The sequence below is a fragment of the Agromyces sp. H66 genome, from assembly GCF_004959775.1.
Lineage (GTDB): Bacteria > Actinomycetota > Actinomycetes > Actinomycetales > Microbacteriaceae > Agromyces.
On the sequence record NZ_SJZG01000001.1, the window covers coordinates 151,193 to 175,941 of the forward strand.

Sequence of the window (24,749 nt, forward strand, 5' to 3'; positions counted from 1 at the left end):
GTAGCCGCAGCATGATCATCCACATCCTTCCCGACGCCGACCGCCTGGGCGCGCTCGCGGCTCGCCACATCGAGGTCGCGCTTCTCGGCGTCGCCGATCCCGTGCTCGGGGTGGCGACGGGCTCGAGCCCCGAGCCGGTCTATGAAGCGCTCACGGCTCGCGCGACGGCGGGAACCTTCCGCGTGGAGCGCCTGCGGGCGTTCGCGCTCGACGAGTACGTGGGCCTCCCCGAGGACCACCCGGAGCGCTACCGAAATGTGCTGCTGCGGGCGTTCGCGGATCCGCTCGGCGTGCCGGCCGATCGCGTGGCCGTGCCGGGCGGCGCCGGAGCCGACCCCTCGGCGGCGGCCGCCGAGTACGAGCGCGCGATCCAGCGCGCCGGCGGCATCGACCTGCAGCTGCTCGGCATCGGCCGCAACGGGCACATCGGGTTCAACGAGCCCGGCAGCGACTTCCGCTCGGCGACGCGCGTCGTCGAGCTGGCGCCGTCGACGCGTGCCGCCAACGCGCGGTTCTTCGCGGACATCGACGAGGTGCCGAGGCACTCGATCAGCCAGGGGCTCGGCACGATCATGCGAGCGCGCGCGGCGGTGCTCATCGCCTCGGGAGCCGAGAAGGCGGCGGCCGTGGCCGAGGCGTTGACCGGCCCGGTGTCGACCGAGCTTCCGGCCTCGGTGCTTCAGCGGCATCCGCGTCTGAGCGTGTACCTCGATGGCGACGCCGCCGGGCTTCTCGACCTGTCGTTCCTCGGCTCCATCTCGGTTGTGCACGACTGGCGCTGAGCAGCGGCTCCTCGCTCTCCGCCCGCCCGGCGACGGCGACTCCGCGGCATCCGCCCCCCCCCGGTCACGGGGGATGCCACGACTGACCCCCCGGCTGGGCGAGTTGATGCCATCTGCACCGCTGGTCGGCGCCATCGGTGCAGATCGCATCCACTCGCGTTTCGAGCACTGCCACGAGGAGGCCGCGCAGCGCATCGTCGAGAGCGGCAGCCGGCTCTGGGTGTTCTTCATCCCGCTGTTCACGTTCGCGCGCCGCTACGTCATGGTGTGCTCGCACTGCGGCTGGACCGTCGAACTGAGCCGCGAGGCGGCGATGCACGCCGCCGACCTCGCCGCGCAGAGCCGGCCCCCGGCCGCCTGATCAGCACAGACCGGAGGTCACGCCGCGCGCCCCGCTCACCCGACCTGTTCGGCCAGCGCGAGGATGATGCCCGAGGGCCCGCGCAGGTAGCACAGCCGGTAGGCGTCCTCGTAGTTCGCGATCTCGCGCAGCAGCTCGGCGCCGTGCGGGCGCAGGCGAGCGAGCGTGTCGTCGAGGTCGTCGACGGCGAACATCACCCGGTGGAGCCCCAGCGTGTTGGGCGGCAGCGCGGCCGGTGAGGTGGCGGATGCCTCGGGGTGCAGGTATCTCGTCAGCTCGAGCCGGCCGTGGCCGTCGGGCGTGCGCATCATCGCGATCTCGCTGCGGATGCCGTCGAGGCCGACGGCCTCGTCGGCGAAGCCGCCCTCGATGTGCGCGTGGCCCTCGACCTCCATGCCGAGTTCGGCGAAGAAGGCGATCGCCGCGTCGAGGTCGTCGACGACGATGGCGACGTTGTCCATGCGTTGAATGGTCATGGGGCGACTCTTCCGCGGTCGGTGCGAAATGCCAAGGTCGCGATACGCGTCACTCAGGTGGAGTCGCGTGTGACGAGCTCGATCGGCACGAGGGTGACCGGGTCGATCGTTCCGCCCTGGATGAGCTCGACGAGCTTCTCCACCATCGCGGCTCCCTTGTCGGCGGTGTGCAGGTCGACCGTGGTCAGCTGCGGGCTGGTGTTCGTCGAGAAGGCGTTGTTGTCGAGCGTGGCGATGGCGACGTCTCCGGGCACCTCGAGTCCGCGCTCGTTCAGGACGACCAGTGCGCCCGCCGCCATCTGCGCGGACGCGATGAAGACGGCGTCGAAGGGCGTCGTGCTGTCGAGCAGCCGTCGGGCGGCCGCCGCGCCGCCCGACGGCGTGTAGTCGCCTTCCTCGCACGCGCCGGGCACGAGCCCGGCGGCGGTGATGGTCGCGCGCCATCCCTCGAGCCGCTCCCGCCCGGCCGACGTGTCGAGCGGACCGGAGATGGTTGCGATCCGCGTGCGGCCGCGATCGATGAGGTGCTGCGTCGCGAGCGCGGCCGCCGCCGTGTTGTCGACGTCCACGATGTGGATCTCGGCGTCGATGTCGCCGGTGGGGCGCACGCCGAACACCACCGGAATGGATCGCGACAACTCGAGGTACGCCGACGAGGCGCTGAAATGCGACAGGATCAGCGCGCCGTCGACGTTCCCGCGCCGGAGGAACTGGTGCGTCTTCTCGGGGGCGCTCTCCGACTCGATCAGCAGCGTCAGCGAGTAGTCGGTGGACGACGCGTACATCGCCGCCCCCTGGATGACCTCGGCGAAGTACGGGTCGGCGAAGAACTCCGCCGTGCGCTCGGGAATCACCATCGCGATCATCTGCGTCCGCCGGCGAACGAGGCTGCGGGCGGCGCGATTGGGCACGTAGCCGAGCCGAGCGATCGCATCGTTGACCCGGGCCACGGTCTGCTCCGTGACCTGGGGCGACCCGTTGATGACCCGCGACACCGTCGAGCTGGACACGCCGGCCAGCGCCGCGACGCCTTCCAGCGTCGGGCTCAGGGTCGTGTCATGGGATGTCTCCGTCGTCACGTCTCGTCTCCTGCCGCCGGGCGGGCGGCTCTGGTTCCTCGGATCACATACGGCACAGCATCACCGTACGTCACAACGAATCGGCGATTCATCCCGGGATCACGCGGGATTCGATGAGCGAGGCCAACCAGCGCCCGCTGTCCTTGACGGTGCGCTTCTGGGTGGCGTAGTCGACGTGCACGATGCCGAACCGCTTGCTGAATCCGTACCCCCATTCGAAGTTGTCGAGCAGCGACCACACGAGGTACCCGCGGAGGTCGACGCCCTGCTGCATCGCACGATGGGCGGCGGTGAAGTGCCGCCGAAGGTAGTCGGTGCGCTGGTCGTCGAACACCCGGTCGCCGATCACCTCGTCGTCGAACGCCGCTCCGTTCTCGGTGATCATGAGCGGCAGCCCGGGGAACCGGCGGTGGAGCGAGAGGAGGAGGTCCTCGAACCCGTCGGGAGCGATGTTCCAGCCCATCGCGGTGTACGGTCCGTCCTGGCGCAGGAACTCGACCTGATCGCTTCCGGGCCACGGCGACCCGCCGGCCGCCTTGTGCCCGTCGGCCCGCTCGCGCGGCGACACGCCGTCCCACATGCGCACGCGTGTCGTCGAGTAGTAGTTGACCCCGAGGAAGTCGAGCGGTTGCCGGATGATCTCGGCGTCTCCCGGCAGCACGAACGACCAGTCGGTGACGGATGCCGTGTCCTCGATCAGGTCGGCGGGGTATCCGCCGTTCAGCATCGGTTCGGTGAAGGCGCGATTCGCCAGGGCGTCGATGCGGCGCACGGCCTCGGAACTCGAGTCGTCGGCCCCGCGAACGACGTGGAAGTTCAGCGTGACCGACACCTCGGCCCGGGGCACGACCTCACGCAGGACCTGCACCGCGAGGCCGTGCGCGAGGTTGAGGTGATGCATGGCGCGGAGCGCCGCAGCGCCGTCGGTGCGCCCGGGCGCGTGCGCCCCCGATCCGTAGCCCAGGAAGGCGCTGCACCACGGCTCGTTCAAGGTCGTCCAGACCGGCACGCGGTCGCCGAGCGCCTCCGCCACGTGCCGCGTGTACTCCGCGAACCGGTAGGCGGTCTCCCGGTCGGTCCACCCGCCCGCGTCTTCGAGCGCCTGGGGGAGGTCCCAGTGGTACAGCGTCGCGATGGGGCGGATGCCTCGGGCGATGAGCCCGTCGACGAGCCGGCTGTAGAAGGCGAGGCCGGCCTCGTTCACGGCTCCCGATCCGAGCGGCTGGATGCGCGGCCACGCGATCGAGAAGCGGTAGGCCTCGAGCCCGAGTTCGGCCATCAGGTCGAGGTCCTCGTCGAGGCGGTGGTAGTGGTCGTCGGCGACGGCGCCCGTGTCGCCGTCGACGATCTTGCCGGGGGTGGCGCTGAAGGTGTCCCAGATCGACGGACCCCGCCCGTCGGCCGTTGCCGCGCCTTCGATCTGGTACGCGGCCGTGGCGGAGCCGATGAGGAACCCGGTCGGGAACTCGAGTCCCGAATCCCGGTAGTCGTGGCTCTCCCCGGTGCGTGTCGAACTCTCGATGGTCATATCAGCCTTTCACTGCGCCTTGCATGATGCCCGCCACGAGCTGTTTGCCCGCGACGACGAAGAGGATGAGGAGGGGGATCACCGACAGCACGGCGCCCGCGAGCACCATCGCGTTGTCGGGATTCTGGCCGCCGGCGGCGCTCAGCGCGGCCAGCGCCGTCTGCACGCTCGGATTCCGGGGGCTGAGCACGAGGAGCGGCCACAGGTAGTCGGTCCACGCGGCCATGAAGGTGAACAGTGCGAGGACGGCCATCGCGGGCCGTGCCGCGGGGAGCGCGACGTGTCGGAACGTTCCCCACATGCTGGCCCCGTCCACGCGGGCGGCCTCGATGAGCTCGTCGGGGATCACGTCGACGAGGTACTGACGCATGAAGAAGACCCCGAACGCCGTGACCATGCCGGGCACGATGACGGCCTGGAGGGTGCCGACCCAGTGCCACTCCGCCATCAGCATGAACAGCGGGATGATGCCGAGCTGCGTCGGAATCGCCATGGTGGCGATCACCGTCACCATGAGGCCGTTCCGGCCGCGGAAGCGCAGCTTGGCGAACGAGTACCCCGCGAGCGTGGAGAAGAACACCACCGAGACGGTGATGGCCCCCGAGATGACGACGCTGTTCAGCAGGCCCTGGAGGAACGGGACCGTGTCGAAGACCTTTGCGGCGTTGGCGAGGAAGTTGGGACCGGGCAGCACGGCGGGCGGCACGAGGTTCGTGTCCGACGATTGGCGACTGCCGATGACGAACGACCACCACAGCGGGAACGCCGAGCCGAGGAAGAAGGCGGCGAGGAGTGCGTAGGTGAGCACCCCGGGCCGTTCGTAGGCGCGCTTGCGTCGGGCGCGACGTTCGGCGTCGACGAGTCGGCGGTCTTCGAGCGACGGCGACCCGGGTGACTTCTGCGACTTGGGCGACTTCGGTGTCGAGATCGTGGCGGTCATGATTCTCCCTGCTGAGCGCCGACCGGGGCGGCGCTCGACCGAGCCGGTTTCACGTCGGCGGTGCGGATGGCACGGGTGATGGCGAAGCTGATCAACCCCACGAGCACGATGATGAGGAACAGGATCCACGCGGTCGCCGACGCCTGGCCGAAGTCGCGCCTGGGGAACGCGAGTTCGTAGAGGTAGAGCACGATCGTCTGGAACTGGCGATCGCCGCCACCGTTCGTCCGGCTGTCGAAGAGCTTCGGCTCCGTGAAGATCTGCAGCCCGCCGATGGTGGCGGTGATGACGACGAAGATGAGCGTCGGCCGGATCATCGGGATGGTGATCGACCAGAAGCGGCGGAGCTTGTTCGCACCGTCGATGGCGGCGGATTCGTACACGTCGCGGGGAACGGCCTGCATGGCGGCGAGCAGGAGAAGGGCGTTGTATCCGGTCCAGCGCCAGTTCACCATGCTGGCGATGGCGATGTGCGACGGCAGCACGTCGAACGCCCAGCGGATCGGGTCGAGCCCGAACAGCTCGAGGAGTCCGGCGATGGGGCCGCGGTACTGGTTGAAGATCTGGAGGAAGATGACCGTGACCGCGACCGGCGCCACGATGTAGGGGAGCAGGATGCTCATCCGCCAGAAGGTCTTTCCGCGGATCGCCTGGTCGAGCAGCGCCGCGATCCCCGTGGCGATCACGAGCTGGGGGATCGCCGACAGCAGGAAGATGCTGACCGTGTTGCCGAACGCGTTCCAGAAGAACGGGTCGGACAGCACGGAGACGTAGTTCTCCAGCCCGACGAAGTCGCCCTGGCCCTTGAGCAGGTGCCAGTCGTAGAGGGAGACGTTCATCGTGTACACGATCGGGAAGACGCCGATCGCCGCGAACAGGATGAAGAACGGCGCGACGTAGAGGAACGGGGAGAACGCGTAGTCGAAGCGACTGACCTTCTGCCGGAAGGTCAGGTCGGAGCGGGCCGGTCGGCCCAGTGTCGAGCTGGTCATCGTTGAGCCAATCCGCGAGACGATGAATGATGCGGCGAACGGGGGGTGGGCGGCTCGACGCGGTGCGTCGAGCCGCCCGGACGGACTAGCCGACGAGCTGGTCGAGCAACGTCATGGCTTCCTCCCACGCGGTGTCGGCGTCGGTGATCTCGCCCTGGCTCACCCGGTCGAAGATCGGCCCGAACACGTTGTCCTGGATGTTCGAGTCCTCGGGGCCCTTGACCTGGGCGATCACGCCCTCAGCTCGGGCGGCGAAGATCTCGCCGACGGGGGCGTCGTTGAAGAAGGCGTTCGTGCTGTCGGCGACGAGCTCCTGGCCTTCGAGCGTGCTCGGGAACGGGCCGGCCACCTCGAACGCCGCAGCCTGCTGCTCGGGAGCGGCGAGCCAGAGGGCCAGCTTCGCGGCCTCCTCCTTGTGCTCGGACGACTCGGAGACGCCGAGGAAGGCGCCACCCCAGTTCGCCGCGCCGCCCGGGAGGACGTCGGCGAAGTCCCAGCCGCTGTCGGTGGTTCCCTCGTCGTAGTAGCCCTGCACGATGCCGAGCATCCAGCTCGGGCACATGTAGACGGCGAAGTCGCCGGCCTTGGCCTCGGGTCCGACCTCCCAGCCGGGCAGGCCGGCGCCGAGTCCCGCCAGTTCGGCCTCGACGATCTTCGCGTGGTGCGCCTTCAGCGCGGCGTTGTCCTCGATGTTGAGGGTCTCGCCGTCCTTCTTGTAGTAGCCCTCCTCCTGTTGGTTCACGAAGGAGTTCCAGAAGAATCGGGGGCTGTGCCAGAATGCCTTGCCGCTCGCGTCGACGTACTCCTTGCCGACCTCGAAGAAGCGATCCCACGTGGCATCCTCACCGCCGAAGTAGGCGGCGACTTCTGAGCGCTCGCTCGGCAGGCCAGCGGCCTCGAACAGGTCGCCGCGGTAGCAGAGCCCCTGTGGGCCGATGTCGAGGCCGGCGCCGATGACCTTGCCGTCGGGGCCGGTGCCCTGGTCGTACTTCCACTCGAGCCAGGTGTCCTTCACGTCTTCGATGCCGTAGTCGCGCAGGTCGACGAAGGAGTCCGACACCTCGAAGATCGTGCCGAGCCATCCCTCCTCGATGGCGACGACGTCGCTCAGGCCGGTTCCGGCGGCGATCTTCGCGTACGCGTCGTCACGGGCCGCGCCGCCACCCTCGAGGTTCGTCGCCTCGATGGTGATGTTGGGGTTCTCCTCCATGTACTTCTCGTAGTTGGCGTCGACGCCCATCGTGCCGAACGTCGTGATGGAGAGCGTGATCTTCTCGTCGTCACCTCCGCTCCCGCCGGATGAACAGCCGGTGGTGATGAGGGCCAATGTTGCGACACCGGCGATGGATGCGGCGATCCTGTTTCGTGATGAGATCACGGTCACTCCCTTGTGTGCGTTCTGTGGTGCGTTGGCAGGCCGTGGGTGCGCTCCCATTTGCGTTCATGGGAGCGCGCCCACGAGGTCTCACACACCGTAGGGCCTCATCGGGATCCGCGTCAATAGGCGGATGGGAGCGCACCCATGAATCCGCACGGTTTGCGACCACATGTTTCCAGCAGGCGGAAGGAATAGTTCGCTCGGAGAGGCTTCCCGGGTCCGCCATCGCGGACGCTTCGGATCATCCGCCGCCCTGCTTTCAGACGGGGCGTTCCGCCTGCCAGACTGGACCGGATGTCCCTCCACCCCGATGAGCTCGCGATCGACGCCGACCTCGCGGCATCCATCGTTCGCCGAGAGCGACCCGACTGGGCCCACCTGCCGCTGACGCTCGCCGGCGGCGGCAGCGACAACCTGGTGTTCCGGCTCGGCGACGACCTGCTGGTGCGGATGCCGCGCACACCGGGCGGCGTCGCCTCGCTGCGCAAGGAACGCGAGTGGATGCCGCGGCTGGCGCCCGCGCTGCCGGTGCGCATCCCGGAGCCGGTGCATGCGGGTGCGCCGTCGGACGCGTACCCGCTGGAGTGGTCGGTGTACCGCTGGATCGAGGGCGCCCCGCCGGCATCCGACACGGTGACCGACTGGGCGCGGTTCGGGGCCGACCTCGCCGGGTTCGTTCGCGAGCTGCACCGCATCGACCTGATGGGGGCCGAGCGGGCGGGGGAGCTGAGCTGGTACCGGGGCGGGAGCCTGCGCGAGACCGGATCGTGGGTGGCGCCCGCGTTCGCGGCATCCCGTCCGCTGATCGGTGCCGACCTCGACCTGGACCGGCTCGAGCGGTGGTGGCGGGAGGCGCTCGCGCTGCCCGACTCGCCGGCGGCGCACGTGTGGCTGCACGGCGATCTGCGACCGGGCAACCTGCTCGCCCACGACGGTCGCCTGCATGCGGTGATCGACTTCGGCGCGATCATCGGCATCCCGTACTACTGGGACACGCTGCCCGAGTTCGTCGCCGAGTGCCGGGCGCGACTGGAGGCGATCCTCGCCTACGGCGAGCGGTGACGACGGATGCCGCGGAGGCTGCTCACGGTGGATGCACCGACAGCGCGGCGCCGCGGCCCTGCTCCGATAGATCGTGCAGTTCCGTCGCGTCAGCGCCGCCTCACGTGAGGCGGCTTCGACACGAGCCGCGGGGGACCTGACTCCCGGGTCACCGACGCGCCCGGTCGGTGCGCGCTCGAACGCTCTACCACCCGAGCGCGCACAATTGGGACATGGTCGAGGCATCCGTCACCACCCGGCCGGCCGGTACGCTGGGCGGATGTCAGTGGAGCGGCGACAGGCGTTGCGCCGGAAGTACCTGAGCCTCGGGCTCGGCGAACTGGTCGCCGCCCTGGTGTTCGCGATCGTGGCCGCCGCGTCCATCACGCCCCGGTTCAGTGGCGACTCGGATGCCGCGGCGCTCTGGTCGGCCCTCATCCCGTTGCTCGTCGTCCTCGTGCAGGCGGGTGCGTACTGGCTCGCGGCACGTGGTTGGGTGGAACGCGCGCCCATGCCGGCCGGCTGGGCGAGCACCTACCGGATGTTCCGGCTGGCGGATGCGGCGATGCTGGCAGCCGGTCTCCTCGGCGTGATCGTCTGGTGGCCCGAGTCCGTCGGCGCCACGCTGGTCGTGCTGGCCGTCTGGACGTTCGGAGTGCTCGAGTACGTCAACTACTTCGTGGTGCGACTGGCGTACCCCGTCAGCCGCTGGTTCACGACGGTCGGTCAGTGGCGTACGCCGCGGCTCGTGCAGGACCTCAGGGGCGCAGCACCGGCGCTCCGCTGACATGCGGCCGCCCGCCCTTGAATCCTTGCCGCGATCGGCGCAGAGTGAGAGGAGCGAGGGAGGTTCCCATGCGCAACTCGACGGCGTACCCCGATGTCATGCCGATCCTGTCCCCGGGCCGGCACCGCTCGCCCCGGCGCGGGGCGTGCTTCATGGAATTCGCGTCGTACCTGGCGGGCGAACGATGGAGCGACCACCCCGCATGCACGCACGGCACCCTCGCGCATCTCGCCCGGATGGTGAACGACCGCACGACTGACGCCGGACGCGCGCGACTCACGCCGCTCATCCCGACGGTCGTCGGCCTGACGAGCGACGATCCGCTGCTCGATGTCCTGCTCGCCGTGCAGGCCGCCCACTCCGCATTGCCCATCGCCGCGGAGGAGCGCCAGCGATCGCTGGCCGTCGCCGTGCATGTCGCGATCTCCGCGCTCGCGGTTCACGGTGACGCGGCTCACGGTGGCGCGTTCGCCGTGGAGGGGAGGGAGTTGGCGGGGTCCGCCCTCCGCGCAGCACCCGGCGCCGCCGCGTGGGCCACCAGGTTCATCGACGAGGTCGGCGCGCCGCGGCGCGCCGGAATGAGCGTCAGGCAGTGCCGGGATGTCGTGACCGGCGCCGTCGACGGAATCGCGCGGGCGTGCGTCAGCGACGCCGACGATCGGCTCGTCTCGCTGCTCACGGCGGCCGTGTCGGACACGGAGCGCTTCGTGGGCGCGGAGCGTGCGGCGGCGGAGGTTCCCGTCCGCGCGGACGCGCCCATCGCAAGCTAGGTGCGCCGACGACACCATCGGAGCAGAGGCTCCGGATGCTCAGGTCTACGCCCGCGCCCGCGGCGCGTCAATGCGTCGGCGACCCATCGGGTCGGATGAACATCGGTCCTCCCGGCCATGCCGACGTGGATTGGTAGGGTCTCATCGTGGATGACATCGTGCCGGACCCCCGCGGGGAGCCGGCGACCGCGCGCCTCAACTACAGCGCGTACCGTCTGGCTCGCGCGCTGAACCGCTTCGCCGAGAACGCCGCTCTCGCGCACGGGGTGACGTTGTCGCAGTTCCTGGTGCTGCAGGTGCTCGGTGAGGGCGTGCCGCTGTCGAACGCGCACCTCGCGCGTCGAACGTTCGTCAGCGCGCAGGCGGCCCACAACGTGTCGAACGAGCTGATCGAGTCGGGGCTCGTCGAACGTGGGGCGCACCCGTCGAACAAGCGGATACGACTCGTCCAGCTGACCGAGCAGGGCTGGGACGTGCTCGGCCAGTGCCACGCCGAACTGCGAGCGCATGAGGATCGACTCTCGGAACTGCTGGGTGGCGAAGTGCACGGCTCGTTGGCGGAGGCGCTCGACCGCAGCGCACAGGCGCTGGCGGGTGGGTACTTCGGCGACGACGAGGCGGAGGTGGCGGCGATCGCACGGCGCCAGACGTCGATCCGGCCGCGGCAGATCCCGTCGCGGCTGGCACGGGCGCGCATGCGCGCCGCCGCATCCGCCCACGACGAGGACGACGACGAGGCACAGCCGGCCGGCTGACCGCGTCAGTCGCCTTTCGGCGCCCGAGTCGCGACGAGCAGCGTGCACGCCAGCGCCGCGACCCCGCCGACGAGCAACGACACGCGGCCGGATGACGCGTCGATGACCCATCCCATGAGGATCGCGCCGAACGGCGCCATCCCGTAGTTGCCCAGCGTGACGAGGGACATCAGACGACCGATCGCCTCCGGCGGGGCCGACGACTGGGCCGCGGCGTTGAGCACGCCATGGTAGTACCCGATGCCGAGACCCAACACGGGCGCCGCGAGCAGGAACAGTGGCAGCGTCGGGGCGGCAGCATTCAGGATCAGCGCGGTTCCCAACGCCGACGTTGCGAGGATGAGCGATCGCACCGTCACGCGGGGGAGCGCGGCGGCGATGAATCCGCCGATGATCGCGCCGATGGCGTTCAGGGCGTGCACGGCACCGACGCTCGCGGCGTCTCCGCCGTAGGAGAGGTTCACGGTCGCCGTGAGCACCAGGCCGAAGTTCAAGGCGAGCAGCGCGATGACCGCGTTCGCGATCAGCAGTGTCGAGATCGACCGGTCCCGAAGGAAGTCGATGGATCGCACGGGCACGGTGGAAGAACGGGCGGGGCGCGGATGCATCGAACTCGGGCGTATGAGCAGGAGCGAGAGCCCGACGAGCAGGAAGGAAGCGGAATTGAGCAGCATGCACGCCGCCGCGCCGAGGGTCTGGAAGGCGAGTCCCGCAAGGCCTGGGCCGATCGACCGTGCCGCCGCGAGGGCGATCGTGCTGATCGAGACGGCGCTCGCCAGCTTCGCCGGCCCCACCAACTCGAAGATGATCGCCTGGGCGGCAACCCGATCGAAGGCCTGAACGGTGCCCAGGACGGCGATCAGCGCGTAGATGTGCCAGAGGTTCGGCTCGTCGCCGGCGACGACCAGGGCGAGGGCCGCGGCGACCGCGGCAGCCAGCGCCGACGTGATCACGAGGATCGTGCGGGGCCGCATCCGATCGGCAAGCCGACCGGCCGGCACTCCGAACACGAGGAGCGGAAGGAACTGCGCCACGGTCACGCCGCTCAGTGCCTGCGCACTCCCCGTGGACTCGAGCACGACGAGCTGCAGGGCAAGGTTCTGGAACCACGTTCCCGTGTTCGACGCGACCTGTCCGGAGAAGTACAGCGCGAATCCGCGTTCCCTGAGCGGCCCGAAGGCACCCATCGCGGCGTCAGCTTCGCTCGGGCACGCGCGCGCTCAGGAACTCGGCGATGCGCTCGGGAATGCGGGCGGCTCGCACCGACCGTGCGTCCGAGTTGTTCGCCCGGATTTCCAGCACGGGGATGCCGGCCGCCTCCAGCGCCTCGGTGATGAACCCGGGCCCCGGGGTGTCGTCGGCGACGAGGTGCACGACGCCATCGACACCATGCCCGAGCGCTTCCTTGACGTACCAGTCGGATGACCACGGGGGAACGTACAGCTGGTCGGTGAATCCGACGAACCGCGCGGCGAGCGCGCGCATCGGGTCGTCGCCGTACCGCGGGTAGCCGTCTGCGGCGATCGCGAGGTACATCGACCACACGAACACGGCACCGAACTCATCGTGGAATCGCCGGTACATGGCGAGGTCGGTCCAGAGCCCGCGTCCGATCCACATGAGCCGTCGCCGCTCGCCGGTGCACACGGCGTGGCCCGCCTCGACGCGAGCTGCGACATCCTCGTACAGGGAACGCGCCGCATCGACGGCCCACTGGGTGCCCCGGTGCCACTGCGGCACCATGACCGCGGGCATCGTGTCGTTCACCATCACCGGGGTCGGGCGCGCGGTCGCGATGAGGTCGCGAGTGCGGCGGTTCCACTCGGCCTGCTCGTTGCCGAGGGCCATGATCTCGGCCAGGCGGCCGGTATCGAATCGGCGGCCGGTGCGCTCCTCCAGCCACGCGACCAGCTCCTCGAGTTCGGCCTGCAGCAGGTCGAGCCGGTCGGTGCCGAATGCGGTCTCCCAGTCGCGCGGCACCAGCTCCCACCACCGGGCGGGAACCGGGTCCGCGCCCGTGCGGGAGAGCAGGAACGTCTCGGTGCCGGGGCGCTCGCCCCACTGCTCGAAGATCTTCTGCGTGACATCCCCGCTGCGTTCGGCGATCGCGAAGTCCGGTGCCGGGAGTCCGCCCCACGGGCGCTGCTCGGCGGGCAGGTCCTGCTCGCCAAGCGGCATCGCGTCGTACTGGAGGCTGAAGTCGGGAAGGCCTCGGGCGACGAGTCGCTCCATGGCCGCGGGGCCGGCCTGCTTGGCCGCGATGATCGACGACCACCACTGCGTCACCACGTAGGGGATGTCGAGGGCGCGAAGGATCTCGTGCGGGGCATCCGCGTTCACGAGCGCGATCGGCTCGCCGGAACGGGCGCGCTCGGTGGTCTGCGCGAACCAGTCCTTCTGATGTCTCGTTGCCGCGACGGCGGAACCCAATCGATCGGTGGTCATCGCGTCACCTGCCCCGCGGCGGCGAGCTCGCCGGCGAGTGCCGACGCGACCTCTTCGGCCTCGACCAGCGCGGCTTCGGGCGCGATGCGAGCGCGCGACGCGATGGGCAGCCCACGTCGCTCGGCGACGGCGCGCTGCCCGGGAAGGTCCCACACCGGGCCGTCATCGAGCTCGCGCACCAGGGCGAGCACCCCCGAGGCATCCGTTTCCGCGAGACGCCGTTCGAGTTCGGCCGCGCGTTCGCGGGTGCGTGAGCGTGCGGCGAGCGGCGGGCGAGCGGCATGGCGTTGCGCGAGCCGCCCGACCGCCTCGTCGCGGTCACCGGTGTCGACGGCGTCGCCGATCCAGGCCGCATCTGCGGTGTCATGGTCTTCGCCGACCACGACGAGTCCGGCCGCCTCGATCACGCGGTAGACGGATGCCTCGGGGTGCGCGCTGCCGGTGACGAACACGGGCTCACCGTCGCGCGCGTCGGCCGAGGCCGCGTCATCCACGATCGCCATCGCGTGCTCGGGCGGCAGGGTCGCGGCGGCGACGTACGCGTGGAGTGCCGCAGCACCGCTGCACTCGCGAGCGCGGCGGCGGGCACGCAGCGCCGTCAGGGCCCGGCCGAGTTCGCGTTCCCGTCGGGCGGCGAGTCTCAGGCCGGCGGCGTCGATGCGCTCGCCGGTGAGCGATTCGCAGAACGCGACCAGACGGTCGTACTGGCGCCCGACGAACCGGTCGCGCGGGGCACCGCCGTCGCGCGGCGCGTCGAGCAGGTGCACGGGGAACGGCACCCGGCCTCGCTCCGACAGGATCCGGAGCACGTAGAAGATCCGGAGGTCTGCGGCCGAGTCGTTGCACACGACGAGCCCCGCGAGGTCGTCATGCGCCCCCGAGAGCACCTCGTCGAGGATCCGGGCCGCGACGGCATCGACCGCACCGAGGAGCTCTGCCGCCTCCGACGAGTACGGCTGCGACCAGCTCCCGAAGATGCGCACGGGTGTCGCGCCCGCGGCGAGCACCAGCTGACGAGGGACATCCGCACCGATCACCCCGACGCGCGGCGTCGCCGTGCGCGGTGCAGCCGGCCCAGGCACAGAGGCGCTCACAGCACCCCTTCCGCGCGCAGCTCCTCGATCCGCGCGTCGTCGAATCCCGCGGCGCGCAGCACGGCATCGGTGTGCTCACCGAGTCCGGGCGCGGGCTTGGCGAGCGTGACGTCGCTCCTCGAGAACACCATCGGCAGCCCCGAGCCGTACAGCCCGTCGAAGTGCCCGAACTTCGGATGCACCAGGGGCACGACCTCACCGCGCTGGGTGACCTGCGGATCCCGCACGGCCTCGGCCGTCGAGCGCACCGGCGCGGCCGGGGCGCCCTCGGCCTCGAGTGCCGCAAGCGCCTCCTCGCCTGAGCGCTCCGCCGCCCAGCCGGCGATGAGCCCGTGCAGGCGGTCGGCATTGAAGACGCGTGCGTCACGGGTGCCGAAGTCGTCGGTGGCGAGGAGGTCCTCACGGCCGATCGCACGCAGCACCCCGCTCGCGAACTGGTCGGTCGGAGCGCAGATCGCGATCCAGCCGTCGCTCGTGCGGAAGGTCCCGAACGGCGCGAGTCGCGGCACGTAGGCGCCGGTGCGCAGGGGGAAGCCGATGGATTCGAGCGCGTCGAACGGCTCGCATGCCACCAGGGAGGTGAGGGCGCCGAGCATCGACACGTCCACGTGCTGGCCTTCGCCGGTGCGATCCGCGTGCAGCACCGCGGCGAGCGTGCCGATGACGGCGAACAGCGGTGCGACGAGGTCGCCCACCGGCAGCCCGAACCGCACCGGGGGGTCACCGGGCTCGCCCGCGGTCATCATCACGCCGCTGAGCGCCTGGATGATGGTGTCCATCACCTTGCGATCGCTGTGACCGTCGGTCGCGCCGAAGCCGCTGATCGAGGTGTACACGAGCTTCTCGTTGAGGCCGCGCACGGAGTCGTAGTCGATTCCGAGTCGCTTGGTGACCCCCGAGCTGTAGTTCTCGACCACGATGTCGGCGTCGCGGATCAGGTCGAACAGCACCTCGCGGCTTTCGGGGTGCTTGAGGTTGAGGGTGATCGACTCCTTGCCTCGCCCACGGAGCATCATCGACACCGACATGTCGTCGGGGGAGGTGCGGCGAACGCTCAGGCCGTCCTCCGTGACGTACGGCGAGTTGTTCCGAGAGGAGTCGCCGCCGCGCGACGGGTTCTCGACCTTGATGACGCGCGCGCCCAGTCCGGCCAGCAGCAGCGTGGCGTAGGGCCCGGCGAGCGCCGTCGTCAGGTCGATGACGGTCTTGCCGGCCAATGGTGCGGTGCTCATATCTGGTTCTCCTCGTCGCGGATGATCAGGCGGTCGCCTTCCCACTCGAATTCGGTCGTCAACTCGGCGTCGCGGGTGATACCGCGGAGGTACTCCCCGACGCGCTCGCCGCCCTGCGCTCGAGGGAGCGGAACCGGGCGAGCATCGTCGTCGATCCAGCAGGGGATCACGGATGCCGCGACCGATCCGCGCTCATCGATCTCCAGCACGGCGATCGCGGTATTGCGGCTCTCGGGGTGGAACGGGTAGTCCGGCATCGCCGGATCGGGCTCGAACCCGAAGAGGGTTCGCCGCTCCCTGGCCCACGAGCGGCGCTCGGGGCTGTCGTCGTCGGAGCCCGACAGCGCGCGCGTCACCGTGGCGAAGTTGCCCAGGCCATGGAAGATCGGTCGGCCCCGGTACACCTCGACGCCCTTGCAGATGTGCGCGTGGTGGCCGATGACCGCCGTCGCGCCGGCGTCGATCGCCGCATGCGAGACCTCCCGCTCGTAGTCGGCGAGGTCGATCGGCCGGTGCACGAGTCCCTTGTGCAGCGCGACGATGACGGAGGTGTCGGATGCCGCGTGCCGGCCGATCTCCTCGGTGAGCCGGCGCAGGCTGCGTGGTTCGGTGAACGTGTAGATGCGCGGCGGGCCGCCGGGGTTCGCTCCCCGCGGTTCGTAATGGGTCACGACCTCGACGTAGGCGCATCCCGGCTTGTCGCTGCCGGCCCAGGATTCGCGCGGCCCGACGCAGTTGACGCTCAGCACGACGATCCTGCGGCCGTCGTGCTCGACCACGGCCGGCTCCCACGCCTCCTCGAGGTTCGCGCCAGCGCCGGTCACGGCCAACCCGCGAGCGAGGCAGTGCGCGCGGGTGTCGGCGATGCCCTCGCCCCCGAAGTCGAACACGTGGTTTCCCGCGAGCGTGAGCACGTCGAATCCCGCGGCCGCGACGCCGTCGAGCGCACTCGGCGGCGCCGGCAGCGCCGGGACATCCGTCGACATCGTGATGGTGGCATCGGTGTGCGGCACCTCGAGGTGACCGATCGCGACATCCGCCTGGGAGAGCACAGCCGAAACGGAGGTGAACAACTGCGTGCTGTCGGTGCGCTCGAGCACCAGGTCTCCCGTCGCGTAGACGACGGTCATCCGCTCACCTCGCGAGGGGATCGGCTGGACCTCGCGAGGAACGTCCGAAGCCGTTCGGATCGCGGATCCTCGAAGAAGTCCTCGGCAGGTCGGTCTTCGATGACGCGACCGGCCGCCATGAACACGCATCGGTCGGCGACGTTCCGCGCGAACTCCAGCTCGTGCGTCACGACGACCATGGTGCGCCCCGTCGAGGCGAGCTTCTTGATCGTCTGCAGCACCTCATCGACGAGCTCGGGGTCGAGTGAGCTGGTCGGCTCGTCGAAGAGCAGGATGCGCGGATCCACGGCCGCACTCCGCGCGATCGCGACGCGCTGTTGCTGGCCGCCCGAGAGGTGCCGGGGGTAGGCGTTCGCTTTGTCCTCCAGGCCCACCCGGCGGAGCAGCTCCATGGCGCGCTCACGCGCCTCGGCCGGGGTGGCCCCGTGCACGACCATGGGCGCCTCGGTGATGTTGCGCAGCACCGTCCAGTGGGGGAAGAGGTTGAACTGCTGGAACACCATGCTCATGCGGCGCTGCTGGCGCTTTCGCGCCGCGTCGGCGAGCGGGCGGAGGTGGCCGTGGCTCTGCTCGTAGCCGAGCAGCTCGCCGTCGAGGAACATCGCGCCGCCGTCGATGGATTCGAGCTGGTCGATGCATCGCACGAGCGTGGACTTGCCCGAACCCGACGGCCCGAGCACGGCGACGACCTCGCCCTCGTAGACCTTCAGGTCGACGCCGTCGAGCGCGACCTGGTCACCGAAGTGCTTGCGCAGGCCGGTGACCTCGAGCACGGGCGGCTTCTCGGTGTCGGGCAACGCGATCATTCCGGATGCCTCGTGCATCAGTTCGCCTCCTTCGCTCGGCGGGCGGGTCGTCGCATGCCGTCGCGGGCGGCCCCGCGGCCGAAGTGCTGCTCCACGCGTCGCTGGATGAGCGTGAGCACCGTGACGACGACGAGGTACCAGATGACGGCGACGATGAGCATCGGCACGACCTCGTAGGTGCGGTTGTATATCACCTGCACGGCGTGCAGGAGGTCGCCCATCGCGATCACGCTCACGAGCGACGTGCCCTTGAGCAGGGCGATCACCTGCGATCCCGTGGGCGGGATGATCACGCGCATGGCCTGGGGCAGCACGATGCGGCTGAAGGTGTGCCAGCGGCTGAAGCCCATGGCGGATGCCGCATCGTGCTGCCCCTGGTCGACCGACAGCATGCCGGCTCGGACGATCTCGGCCATGTACGCGGCCTCGTGGAGCGACAGGCCGATGATCGCGGCCGTGAGCGGCGTGATCAGGTCGTTCGTGCTCCAGCTGAAGAACTCGGGACCGAACGGCACGCCGACCGTGATCCGAGGCAGCAGGTAGGCGAGATTGAACCAGAAGATGAGCTGGACGAGCGGAGGGATGCCCCTGAAGACCCCGACGAAGGCGATGGATGCCGCCTTCACCGGCCAGAAGTCGGAGAGTTGACCGGCTGCGAGCATCGTGCCGAGGATCGAGCCGAGCACCATGCATACGACCGTGAGCACGAGGCTCATGCCCAGCCCGAGCAGCACGCTCGGGTTGAACAGGTACTCGGCCACGACGTCCCACTCGAAGCGCTCGTTGCTCACGAGGAACCAGATCACGCTCAGCACGACGATCAGGATCAGCGTGCCGCCGATGATGCGGGCGGGGCGGATCCGACGGCGTGCGGTTGCGACGTCGATGGCAGCGGTCGCCGGAACGACTGGTGCGTTGGTCATCAGGGGCGCCTCCGTCATGTTCAGCCTTCGGTCATCGGGTTCAGCAACGGCTCATCGACCGTGACATCCGTCAGATTCCATTCGGTCATGACCCGCTCGTACTCGCCGTTCTCGAAGATGCCCTCGAAGGCCGCGAGCATCGCCGGCGCGAGCTCGTTGCCCTTGGGCATGAACATCGCCAGCAGGTCGATTCCCGCACCCTGCTCCTCGGACTGCACGAGGTACTCGTACGTGTCGGGCTCCGCCGACTGGAGGTCGATCGCGGCGGTCTGCGTCGTGCCCGCGTAGTCGGCGCGGTCGGAGTTCAGCGCCAGGAAGGTCGCGTTCGTGTCCTCGAGTCCGATGAACTCGGGAGCGGGCAGGCCCTCTGCGGTGCACCACTCGGTGTATCGCGCGAGCTGGCTCTCGGTGACCGATCCGGTGACGCCGGCGACCCGAGCGCCGCAGAGTGCTTCGGGGTCGCCGAGCTCGTCTTCGCGATCGCTGAGGTAGAGGTACGACGTGCGCGTGGTCATCCACACCACCGCGTCGAAGTCGGCCTCGCGCTCCGCGGTCGTTCGAACGGGGCCGTTGAACGCGTCGTAGCGACCCGACAGCATGCCGGTGAGCATGGCGTCGAGGCCCGATGCCGTGCTGATCTCGAACGGGACGCCGAGCTGCTCCGCCAGTGCGGCCTGGATGTCGGGGTCGATGCCGGTGATGTCACCGTTCTCCTCGATCGTGCGGTACGGCGGGTGGGTGTCTCCGGCGATGGTGATCTTGCCGGCGTCCTTGATGGCCTCAGGGAGCAGGTCGTATGCCGGAGCGTCGGTGTTGACGCCGCTCTCGTCGACCGGGTCGGCGTCGCCCGTGGCGGCGTCGCCGGACGGCGACGAGCAGGCGGCGAGCAGCAGCGCGGCCACGCCGGCGACGGTCGCCATTCCGAACTTGCTGAGCTTCATATCGTTCTCCACATCATTGTGAGCGCAAGGGCACGGGGATCGTGCAACCAGAAAATATCATGCTGGATGATATTTTTCCCGGCAAGTCCGCGCAGCCGAATTTGCAGAAATGTTATCAACCGGGTTGATACTTTCGCTGAGCGGTGCCACAGTCGAATTGGCTCGCAACGGCCGCACGTAACGGATACGCACGTTCGAACAAGGGAGTTCTCCATGCCCGCACGTCACCGTCTCAGGGATGCGGCGATCGCCTCGGTCGCCGTCGCCGCATGCGTCGTCACGGCAACGCCCGCTGTTGCCGACGATGGTGTGGATCGCGTCATCGACGGCATCCTCGCCGATACCACCCCGTACCGCTTCGTCGTTCCCGATGATTGGGACGGCACCGTCTTCGTCGACCTCGATTTCGCCGCGGGCCCCGTGAACGCGGCGAAGCAGGCGCTCATCGACGACGGCGCCGCGTACGGCGGCACCACCCGGTCGGTCACCGGCTGGAACATCGGCGGCGCCATCGCCAACCAGATCGAGGCGCTCGACGCGTTCGCCGAGGTCGTCGGCGAACCTCGTCAGGCGATCGCGATGGGCAACTCGATGGGCGGCTTCATCGCCGCGGCCACGGGTGAACTGCATCCCGACCGCATTGACGGCGTCGTCGCCGCGTGCGGCGGGCTGTCGGGCACCGTGTCGCAATGGAACCAGAAGCTCGACACCGTGTTCGTGCTCTCCGAGCTGCTGGACCCCGCGGGCACGCTGCCCGTCGTCGACATTCCGGCCGACGTGCCGGGGGCCCAGAACGCTTGGATCTCCTTCCTCACCGAGGCGCAGCAGACCCCCGAGGGGCGTGCCCGTATCGCCCTGGCCTCCGCGATCGGGCAGCTTCCGGCGTGGTCGCGTGCGATTGCCGACCCCGATCCGGCTGACGCCGTGACGTACGAGCAGGCCTGGTTCGGAGCGCTCGCCGGCGATCCGCTCCCGTACATCGGGCAGGCGATGAGCAGCCGCCGCACGATCGGCCAGGTCTTCGGCGGCCTGACGTCGTGGAACACGGGGATCGACTACGCCGAGCAGCTCCAGAAGGCGTCACCGCAGGCGCGTCAGGTCGTCGCGGAACTGTACGAGGAGGCGGGGCTCTCGCTCGAGGCGGATCTCGCCACCGTCAACGCGGCCGAGCGAATCGACGCCGACCCCGAGGCGGTCGAGCGATTCGCTGCCGCGTACGAGTTCACCGGCGAGATCTCGGTTCCGACGGTCACGCTCAACGCCGTCGGCGACCAGATCTCGACCGTCGCGCAGCAGAGCGCATACGAAGAGCGAGTCACGAAGGCCGGGAACGCCTCGCTGCTGCGTCAGACGTACGTCGCCTCGGCGGGACACTGCAACTTCACCGCAGCCGAAACCGTCGCCGCAGCGAACCTGCTGCTCGAACGCCTCGAGACCGGACGGTGGGGCGACGGCTGGAACGCGACCCACCTGAATCGCACGGCCGAAGCGCTCGACCTTGGTGCCGCCCGGTTCATCACGTTCCACCCCGACCGGTTCAACCGGTGACGTTGATCCGACCGCGCGCCGGTCGACGTCGACGGCATAGCAGGTCGAGGTGGATAACAAGGGCGTGTGCCCCCGAGATACGACGCAACTCGACCCGTCGGCGAATGGCGGGCTTGCGTCGGCAGCGTGATTCCGAGATGACTTGGCACGTACGGTCGGCGCACAGCGTCTCGCCGTGGCGGCCGACTGGTATCTGATCCGACTCGCGACTCCGCCGCCACACGGTAGTGTTCGACCCGTGACCCAGCGCGTGGACCCGGGGTGGCCGGTTCAGTCGCGGCAGCATTGGATCGACGCCCTTCGAGGCGCGGCCGTGCTGCTCGTCGCTTTGTGGCATGCGTTCGAGATCCCCCATGCTGAGATGCCGGCCGGCGTCGAGTGGGTGTTCAACGTCCTGTCGGTCTATCGGGTGCCGATGTTGATGTTCCTGTCGGGTCTGCTGTTGGATCATTCGCTCCGGAAGCGCACGGGCATGTACGTCGGTGGCAAGCTGCGAGCTATCGCTTGGCCGCTTGTCGTGTGGTCCGCGATCCTGCTGCTGGTCGGTTGGCCGGCGGATGCCGCGAATCCGTGGTTCTGGCTCGGTGACGCGGCGCATCTCTGGTACCTCGGCGTGCTGCTCGCGTGTTACGCGATCGGGCTGCTCGTCAGATGGGTGCACCCCATCGTGATCTTCGCCGCCGGGTTCATTGCGATGGAGCTGATCCATACCGACATCGCGTTCGTGAACAACACCCTTTGGTTCGGTCTCTACTTCTTCGCGGGCGCAGCAGCGTCCCGGTGGCTCGACCGGTGGTTCCGGGTCCGCTGGTTCGTCCCTGGCGCGGCCTTGATCGCCGCGTCCGCGTGGGCGGTCTACTCCGCCACCGTGAACGGGTACGTTCCGATCGCGCACTGGCGTCCGCTCGTGCTGTCGCTGCTCGGCGTCGCCGCCGTGGTGTGGTTCGCGGGGCGGATGCCGCGGGTGCGATGGCTCGAGTGGGTCGGCGAACGCTCCATCGTGTTCTACGTCGCCCATGTTCCACTCATCTTCCTCACGGTCCGGCTGATCGGTGAGACGTTCCCGGCACCGCTGATGTTCGCCGTCGTGATCGCGGTCATGCTGAGCGGGTGCTACCTCCTCGCACGGTACCTCTCCGGCAGCGTGCTGTTCGTGTTCCCGCCGATTCGCGCCCGTCGCCGGCCGGAGCCCTACACCGACGAGAAGGTCCGCGCGACCGAGCGATAGCCACCCTTTGGTAATGGCTTCGCAGCCCGCATACCGCGCGATCGCGGATCTGCGACCGCCGGATATCGGTGAAACCCGTGGTACCCCTTCCGGGTCGGTGCCATCGCTCCTAGATTCGGAGCGGCGGTCCGGTCCGGGTCCGCATCGGGCGATGCATCCGAGTGAATGGCAGGGGTCCTGCATGTCGATGAACGCTGACCGTACGGGGAGGCGGCGGTCGCCTGCGCTCGCCGCAATCGTGATCGCGGCCACGGCGTGCCTCGTGTTCACGGGCTGCGCGCCCGGCACGTCGCCGTCGCCCGACTCAGCGTCGACGTCGAGTCCGGGCTCGACGGCCTCGGCGTCGGCGCGCCCGGCGTCATGCGACTCGTCAGCCGACGGGCCGGCCTTCGCGGTCGTCGGCGACTCGATCACCCACGCCGAGAGCCCCGACTTCGCCGCGGGAGAGATCGACCCGGTGTCCTGGGTCACGTACGTGTGTGAGGAAGGGTTCGCGTTCGCCGGCGGCTGGGCCGAGTGGGGTGCGACGACGGCGGCCATGGCGGAGTCGGTGACGCCAGTCGACGCTGAGACGCTCGTGCTGCTGGCGGGCACCAACGACTACGCCCTCGCCGTCCCGTTCGCCGAGACGACGGCGAACCTCGACCGGATCGTCCAGACCGTCGGGATCGCGGACGTCGTCGTGGTGTCGGTCCCGCCGATGGCCGCCTACCCGGAAGGGGCCCTCGAGCTCAACCAGTGCCTCGAGGAGCTGGCGAGCGCGCGCGGGTGGCGGTTCGTCGACGCGTCGGCCGGGCTTCGCGACGCCGACGGCAGGTACCAGGACGGGATGACCTCCGACGGCATCCACCCGTCAGAGGAGGGCTCGCGAGTGCTCGGCGAGGCGATCGCCGAAGCGCTGAGAGACGGATGACGCATGACCGAAGCCGAGCGCCTCGCCGCCATCGACCGCGCCCGTGCCGCATGAACCGCGCAGACCTCGAGACCGCGATCGCCGCTGACCCGCGACACGTCGGCTCACCCGACCATCCACGGCGCAGCCAAGTCGCGGATCGATCGGCGCTGCGTCCGGCGTGCATCTGGACGAGCCGATGACGGATGCCGCGGCCGTCAACGATCCCCGGGCCGTAGGCACCGCGCAAGCCCGACCGCTCCCGCGGGTCTGAAGATCACGGCGTCGGGAGCAGTTCGACGCGACGGTTGCGCCGGCGGCCCTCCGGCGTGTCATTGGTGTCGATCGGCTGCGACTCACCGCGCCCGGCCGCGTGGAGCCGGCCTGCGAGCGATCGATCCTCCGCAACGAGTGTGGCAATCACGGCACGCGCCCGTTGCTCCGAGAGCCGCTGGTTGTACTCGTCGGTCCCGACTGAATCCGTGTGCCCCACGACATTCGTCGAGGGGCTCACCCGCAGCGACGGCAGTGTGGCGACCAACGCGGACCGGGCCTCGGGCCGCACGACGGCCGAGTCGAAGTCGAACAACAGGTCACCCGACAGCGGAAGGGGTGGTGCCGGCGTCGGTGGCGGCGGAGGAGGTGGAGGCGCGGGCACCCATCTGTGCTGCACGCGCCAGTGCCACCACATGTACTGGGTCTCCTGACCGCTCAGCACCGCCCTGTCGGCGAACCTCCCGAACGACGCTCGGCTCATCTCGTTCTGCATCCAGATGTTCACCGTCGCGGTCCCGGCGGCCTCGTCGATCGCGTCGAGCGTCGCGCGCAGCACGAACGACCCGATCGCGCACGTATGCAGTTCCCACGTCTCGATCCGGGGGAGCAACTCACGCGGGAACGGAGGCACACCCGGGATCGGCAGCGGGGCGCGGCGCACGGCCTCCCCGGCGAGATACGGCACGAACGCATTGCGGCAGGTCACCGGGTCGGTGCCGGGAGGGCTCGGTACGGAGTTCATCGCTGCGGCCGGGTCATGGCCCGTCATGCCGGGGCGCCATCCCGGTGTCGTGCGGTGCCGGGCGGCCCAGTCCGCCGTGTTCTGCTCGAGGTGGGTCAGGAGCCACGCCTGTCCATCGATCACCGGCTGCCATCTGCGGACGAGGACCGTGTAGGGGTCGGACTCCTCCATGACCCAGACCCGCGGTGAGGAGAACGGCGAGAAGTACTCGTCGAGGATCGGGCCGACCGTCGTCCGCTGCACCACCAAGCCCGGGTTCCCGACAGCTCGGCTGCGCTGGATCGCGGCGGCACCGGCATCGGTGGTCTGGCGCTGGGCCGTCGGCGTGTCGAGCTCGACCTCCGCGGACGCATCCTCGGCGTCGCACGGGCAGGCACCGGGCGCATTCGAAGCGGTCCGCTGCACGCGGGTGACGGGAGTGCTGAGACGCGCGGCGACGTCGGCGGCCACCGCGGCGTTGCCCGCCGTGCGCTGCAACGCCAGGAGCGACGTGCGGGGGAGCGACGCGAACGGGGGCCGGCTTCGGTGCAGCACCGGTTGCTCGGGGACCGGCCGCGGCCCACGCATTGTGGTCGCACGGGTGCCGAGTGAGACGGATCCGGT

24 protein-coding genes are annotated in these 24,749 nt (G+C 69.6%); 9 read left to right on the forward strand and 15 right to left on the reverse strand.

The features are described from left to right. Window positions 1-11 precede the first annotated feature (11 nt). Together EZM51_RS00780 and EZM51_RS20410 are read left to right on the forward strand one after the other, a co-directional pair. A complete protein-coding gene (locus EZM51_RS00780) occupies window positions 12-782 on the forward strand; it encodes a glucosamine-6-phosphate deaminase (protein ID WP_136706177.1) in 771 nt (256 codons plus the stop codon). A gap of 106 nt (window positions 783-888) precedes the next feature. Then, entirely contained in the window at window positions 889-1,143 is a 255-nt protein-coding gene (locus tag EZM51_RS20410; RefSeq protein ID WP_169053730.1) for a zinc-ribbon domain-containing protein, read from the forward strand. A gap of 35 nt (window positions 1,144-1,178) precedes the next feature. Here the strand turns inward: EZM51_RS20410 and EZM51_RS00790 are convergent, their stop codons facing one another. The 6 genes from EZM51_RS00790 to EZM51_RS00815 all read right to left on the reverse strand — a co-directional run bounded on the left by EZM51_RS00790 (window position 1,179) and on the right by EZM51_RS00815 (window position 7,533). Continuing rightward, window positions 1,179-1,619, reverse strand: a complete 441-nt coding sequence (locus EZM51_RS00790; RefSeq protein ID WP_136706179.1) for a VOC family protein — start codon at window positions 1,617-1,619, stop codon at window positions 1,179-1,181. Between the two features lie 53 nt (window positions 1,620-1,672). Further along, entirely contained in the window at window positions 1,673-2,698 is a 1,026-nt protein-coding gene (locus EZM51_RS00795) for a LacI family DNA-binding transcriptional regulator (RefSeq protein WP_136706180.1), read from the reverse strand. Between the two features lie 88 nt (window positions 2,699-2,786). Beyond that, on the reverse strand, window positions 2,787-4,226 hold the full coding sequence (locus EZM51_RS00800; protein WP_136706181.1) for a GH1 family beta-glucosidase: 1,440 nt from the start codon (window positions 4,224-4,226) through the stop codon (window positions 2,787-2,789). 1 nt (window position 4,227) lies between these two features. After that, a complete protein-coding gene (locus EZM51_RS00805) occupies window positions 4,228-5,166 on the reverse strand; it encodes a carbohydrate ABC transporter permease (protein ID WP_136706182.1) in 939 nt (312 codons plus the stop codon). Next, window positions 5,163-6,158, reverse strand: coding sequence for a sugar ABC transporter permease (locus tag EZM51_RS00810; protein WP_136706183.1), 996 nt, complete (start codon window positions 6,156-6,158; stop codon window positions 5,163-5,165). The genes EZM51_RS00805 and EZM51_RS00810 overlap by 4 nt, the downstream gene beginning before the upstream one ends. An 85-nt stretch (window positions 6,159-6,243) precedes the next feature. Beyond that, complete coding sequence (locus tag EZM51_RS00815) at window positions 6,244-7,533, reverse strand: extracellular solute-binding protein (protein WP_248305438.1); 1,290 nt, start codon at window positions 7,531-7,533, stop codon at window positions 6,244-6,246. A gap of 297 nt (window positions 7,534-7,830) precedes the next feature. Here EZM51_RS00815 and EZM51_RS00820 point away from each other — a divergent pair, with 297 nt between their 5' ends. From EZM51_RS00820 to EZM51_RS00835, 4 genes are all read left to right on the forward strand, one after another. Beyond that, window positions 7,831-8,598: a phosphotransferase gene (locus tag EZM51_RS00820; RefSeq protein ID WP_136706185.1), complete on the forward strand. Its 768-nt coding sequence runs from the start codon at window positions 7,831-7,833 to the stop codon at window positions 8,596-8,598. A 259-nt stretch (window positions 8,599-8,857) separates the two neighbouring features. Next, window positions 8,858-9,364 carry a hypothetical protein gene (locus tag EZM51_RS00825; RefSeq protein ID WP_136706186.1) on the forward strand — a complete coding sequence of 169 codons (507 nt, stop codon included), beginning with the start codon at window positions 8,858-8,860 and terminating at the stop codon, window positions 9,362-9,364. 68 nt (window positions 9,365-9,432) lie between these two features. Continuing rightward, a complete protein-coding gene (locus tag EZM51_RS00830; protein WP_136706187.1) occupies window positions 9,433-10,134 on the forward strand; it encodes a hypothetical protein in 702 nt (233 codons plus the stop codon). A gap of 146 nt (window positions 10,135-10,280) precedes the next feature. Then, a complete protein-coding gene (locus EZM51_RS00835; RefSeq protein WP_136706188.1) occupies window positions 10,281-10,889 on the forward strand; it encodes a MarR family transcriptional regulator in 609 nt (202 codons plus the stop codon). A gap of 5 nt (window positions 10,890-10,894) precedes the next feature. On the opposite strand, the gene EZM51_RS00840 is transcribed toward EZM51_RS00835, so the two are convergent. Genes EZM51_RS00840 through EZM51_RS00875 form a run of 8 tightly spaced genes read right to left on the reverse strand, consistent with a single transcriptional unit; the run spans window position 10,895 to window position 19,460 of the window. Continuing rightward, entirely contained in the window at window positions 10,895-12,076 is a 1,182-nt protein-coding gene (locus EZM51_RS00840; RefSeq protein ID WP_136706189.1) for an MFS transporter, read from the reverse strand. A 7-nt stretch (window positions 12,077-12,083) separates the two neighbouring features. Next, complete coding sequence (locus tag EZM51_RS00845) at window positions 12,084-13,334, reverse strand: 2-hydroxyacyl-CoA dehydratase family protein (protein WP_136706190.1); 1,251 nt, start codon at window positions 13,332-13,334, stop codon at window positions 12,084-12,086. Beyond that, window positions 13,331-14,428 (reverse strand): 2-hydroxyacyl-CoA dehydratase family protein, encoded by a 1,098-nt coding sequence (locus tag EZM51_RS00850; protein WP_169053731.1) that lies wholly within the window; start codon window positions 14,426-14,428, stop codon window positions 13,331-13,333. Before EZM51_RS00850 ends, EZM51_RS00845 begins: the two co-directional genes overlap by 4 nt. Further along, window positions 14,425-15,660 (reverse strand): CoA transferase, encoded by a 1,236-nt coding sequence (locus tag EZM51_RS00855; protein WP_136706192.1) that lies wholly within the window; start codon window positions 15,658-15,660, stop codon window positions 14,425-14,427. Before EZM51_RS00855 ends, EZM51_RS00850 begins: the two co-directional genes overlap by 4 nt. Beyond that, window positions 15,657-16,790: a CapA family protein gene (locus EZM51_RS00860; protein WP_136706193.1), complete on the reverse strand. Its 1,134-nt coding sequence runs from the start codon at window positions 16,788-16,790 to the stop codon at window positions 15,657-15,659. Before EZM51_RS00860 ends, EZM51_RS00855 begins: the two co-directional genes overlap by 4 nt. Continuing rightward, a complete protein-coding gene (locus EZM51_RS00865; protein ID WP_248305389.1) occupies window positions 16,787-17,614 on the reverse strand; it encodes an amino acid ABC transporter ATP-binding protein in 828 nt (275 codons plus the stop codon). Before EZM51_RS00865 ends, EZM51_RS00860 begins: the two co-directional genes overlap by 4 nt. Further along, window positions 17,614-18,519 (reverse strand): amino acid ABC transporter permease, encoded by a 906-nt coding sequence (locus tag EZM51_RS00870; protein ID WP_248305390.1) that lies wholly within the window; start codon window positions 18,517-18,519, stop codon window positions 17,614-17,616. The genes EZM51_RS00865 and EZM51_RS00870 overlap by 1 nt, the downstream gene beginning before the upstream one ends. Window positions 18,520-18,539: 20 nt before the next feature. Continuing rightward, the gene (locus EZM51_RS00875; RefSeq protein ID WP_211195772.1) at window positions 18,540-19,460 is read right to left on the reverse strand and encodes a transporter substrate-binding domain-containing protein; all 921 of its coding nucleotides are present in this window, start codon (window positions 19,458-19,460) and stop codon (window positions 18,540-18,542) included. Between the two features lie 213 nt (window positions 19,461-19,673). On the opposite strand from EZM51_RS00875, the gene EZM51_RS00880 reads away from it, so the two are divergent. From EZM51_RS00880 to EZM51_RS00890, 3 genes are all read left to right on the forward strand, one after another. After that, window positions 19,674-21,008 (forward strand): alpha/beta hydrolase, encoded by a 1,335-nt coding sequence (locus EZM51_RS00880; RefSeq protein ID WP_248305391.1) that lies wholly within the window; start codon window positions 19,674-19,676, stop codon window positions 21,006-21,008. A gap of 238 nt (window positions 21,009-21,246) precedes the next feature. Then, window positions 21,247-22,236, forward strand: coding sequence for an acyltransferase (locus tag EZM51_RS00885; protein WP_169053732.1), 990 nt, complete (start codon window positions 21,247-21,249; stop codon window positions 22,234-22,236). 181 nt (window positions 22,237-22,417) lie between these two features. After that, window positions 22,418-23,149, forward strand: a complete 732-nt coding sequence (locus EZM51_RS00890) for an SGNH/GDSL hydrolase family protein (protein WP_169053733.1) — start codon at window positions 22,418-22,420, stop codon at window positions 23,147-23,149. 256 nt (window positions 23,150-23,405) lie between these two features. Here the strand turns inward: EZM51_RS00890 and EZM51_RS21185 are convergent, their stop codons facing one another. Then, window positions 23,406-24,680, reverse strand: a complete 1,275-nt coding sequence (locus tag EZM51_RS21185) for an OmpA family protein (protein WP_136706197.1) — start codon at window positions 24,678-24,680, stop codon at window positions 23,406-23,408. Window positions 24,681-24,749: the final 69 nt, after the last annotated feature.